At 47.7% G+C, this 2354-nt stretch carries 2 rRNA genes; both read left to right on the top strand.

Features of this window, described 5'->3' with window-relative positions:
• Positions 1 to 357 precede the first annotated feature (357 nt).
• A 16S ribosomal RNA gene (locus AB0C25_RS36535) occupies positions 358 to 1907 on the top strand.
• 206 nt (positions 1908 to 2113) lie between these two features.
• Positions 2114 to 2354 (top strand): 23S ribosomal RNA (locus AB0C25_RS36530); the annotation flags it as partial.

Below are 2354 nucleotides of genomic sequence, written 5' to 3'. Positions count from 1 at the left end.
AATTATTAACGTTGAACTATCTATTGCTGTAAGAGAGTTTATTATGTAGAATAGAAAAACATTTCAACTAGTAGAAACCTCTAAAAAGAAGTTGACTTCCACGAATGCGAATGGTATATTAGTAGATGTCGCTAATTCGAAAAAAACATTCTTTCTTTTTTTAAAAAAGTTTGTTCGTAGAAGTTGACCACGGTGAAATGCTGTGTTATTATATAAAAGTTGCTCCTAACAGCAACATTAAATTGCTCTTTGAAAACTGAACAAACAAACGTCAACAATAATCGTTTTTATAACTTTCGTTATAGAAACAAAACAAGTAACAAAAGCTAGAGTTTAGCAATGAGCTAATCTTACTCTTTATCGGAGAGTTTGATCCTGGCTCAGGACGAACGCTGGCGGCGTGCCTAATACATGCAAGTCGAGCGGACTTAAAAAGCTTGCTTTTTAAGTTAGCGGCGGACGGGTGAGTAACACGTGGGCAACCTGCCTGTAAGACTGGGATAACTTCGGGAAACCGGAGCTAATACCGGATAATCCTTTCCTACTCATGTAGGAAAGCTGAAAGACGGTTTACGCTGTCACTTACAGATGGGCCCGCGGCGCATTAGCTAGTTGGTGAGGTAACGGCTCACCAAGGCGACGATGCGTAGCCGACCTGAGAGGGTGATCGGCCACACTGGGACTGAGACACGGCCCAGACTCCTACGGGAGGCAGCAGTAGGGAATCTTCCGCAATGGACGAAAGTCTGACGGAGCAACGCCGCGTGAGTGATGAAGGTTTTCGGATCGTAAAACTCTGTTGTTAGGGAAGAACAAGTACGAGAGTAACTGCTCGTACCTTGACGGTACCTAACCAGAAAGCCACGGCTAACTACGTGCCAGCAGCCGCGGTAATACGTAGGTGGCAAGCGTTGTCCGGAATTATTGGGCGTAAAGCGCGCGCAGGCGGTCCTTTAAGTCTGATGTGAAAGCCCACGGCTCAACCGTGGAGGGTCATTGGAAACTGGGGGACTTGAGTGCAGAAGAGAAGAGTGGAATTCCACGTGTAGCGGTGAAATGCGTAGAGATGTGGAGGAACACCAGTGGCGAAGGCGACTCTTTGGTCTGTAACTGACGCTGAGGCGCGAAAGCGTGGGGAGCAAACAGGATTAGATACCCTGGTAGTCCACGCCGTAAACGATGAGTGCTAAGTGTTAGAGGGTTTCCGCCCTTTAGTGCTGCAGCAAACGCATTAAGCACTCCGCCTGGGGAGTACGGCCGCAAGGCTGAAACTCAAAGGAATTGACGGGGGCCCGCACAAGCGGTGGAGCATGTGGTTTAATTCGAAGCAACGCGAAGAACCTTACCAGGTCTTGACATCTCCTGACAATCCTAGAGATAGGACGTTCCCCTTCGGGGGACAGGATGACAGGTGGTGCATGGTTGTCGTCAGCTCGTGTCGTGAGATGTTGGGTTAAGTCCCGCAACGAGCGCAACCCTTGATCTTAGTTGCCAGCATTTAGTTGGGCACTCTAAGGTGACTGCCGGTGACAAACCGGAGGAAGGTGGGGATGACGTCAAATCATCATGCCCCTTATGACCTGGGCTACACACGTGCTACAATGGATGGTACAAAGGGCAGCAAAACCGCGAGGTCGAGCCAATCCCATAAAACCATTCTCAGTTCGGATTGTAGGCTGCAACTCGCCTACATGAAGCTGGAATCGCTAGTAATCGCGGATCAGCATGCCGCGGTGAATACGTTCCCGGGCCTTGTACACACCGCCCGTCACACCACGAGAGTTTGTAACACCCGAAGTCGGTGGGGTAACCCTTCTGGGAGCCAGCCGCCTAAGGTGGGATAGATGATTGGGGTGAAGTCGTAACAAGGTAGCCGTATCGGAAGGTGCGGCTGGATCACCTCCTTTCTAAGGAAAAATGGATTTATTCCATTCATAGATTGTTGATAGTTTGTTGTTCAGTTTTGAGGGAGCAATTCCTCATGATATAAAATTGTTCTTTGAAAACTAAATCATATAGAAGAAAAACCAAGATAAAACCGAGTAATCGCCATCTTAGATTCTCTATGTAAATAGAAGAATTAGGGTAAAGAGTAACATCTTTAGCCAAATCAAGTTAAGTTAGAAAGGGCGCACGGTGGATGCCTTGGCACTAGGAGCCGATGAAGGACGGGACTAACACCGATATGCTTCGGGGAGCTGTAAGTAAGCTTTGATCCGGAGATTTCCGAATGGGGAAACCCACTATCCGTAATGGGATAGTATCGTTACTTGAATACATAGAGTAACTGAAGGCAGACCCGGGGAACTGAAACATCTAAGTACCCGGAGGTCAAGTTTCTGAAAGTGTACAAG

This window comes from Micromonospora sp. NPDC048839 (assembly GCF_040649915.1).
Taxonomy (GTDB): Bacteria; Actinomycetota; Actinomycetes; order Mycobacteriales; family Micromonosporaceae; genus Micromonospora.
Note: the sequence above shows the minus strand (reverse complement) of the source record. Positions and strands in the feature narration are given on the sequence as shown.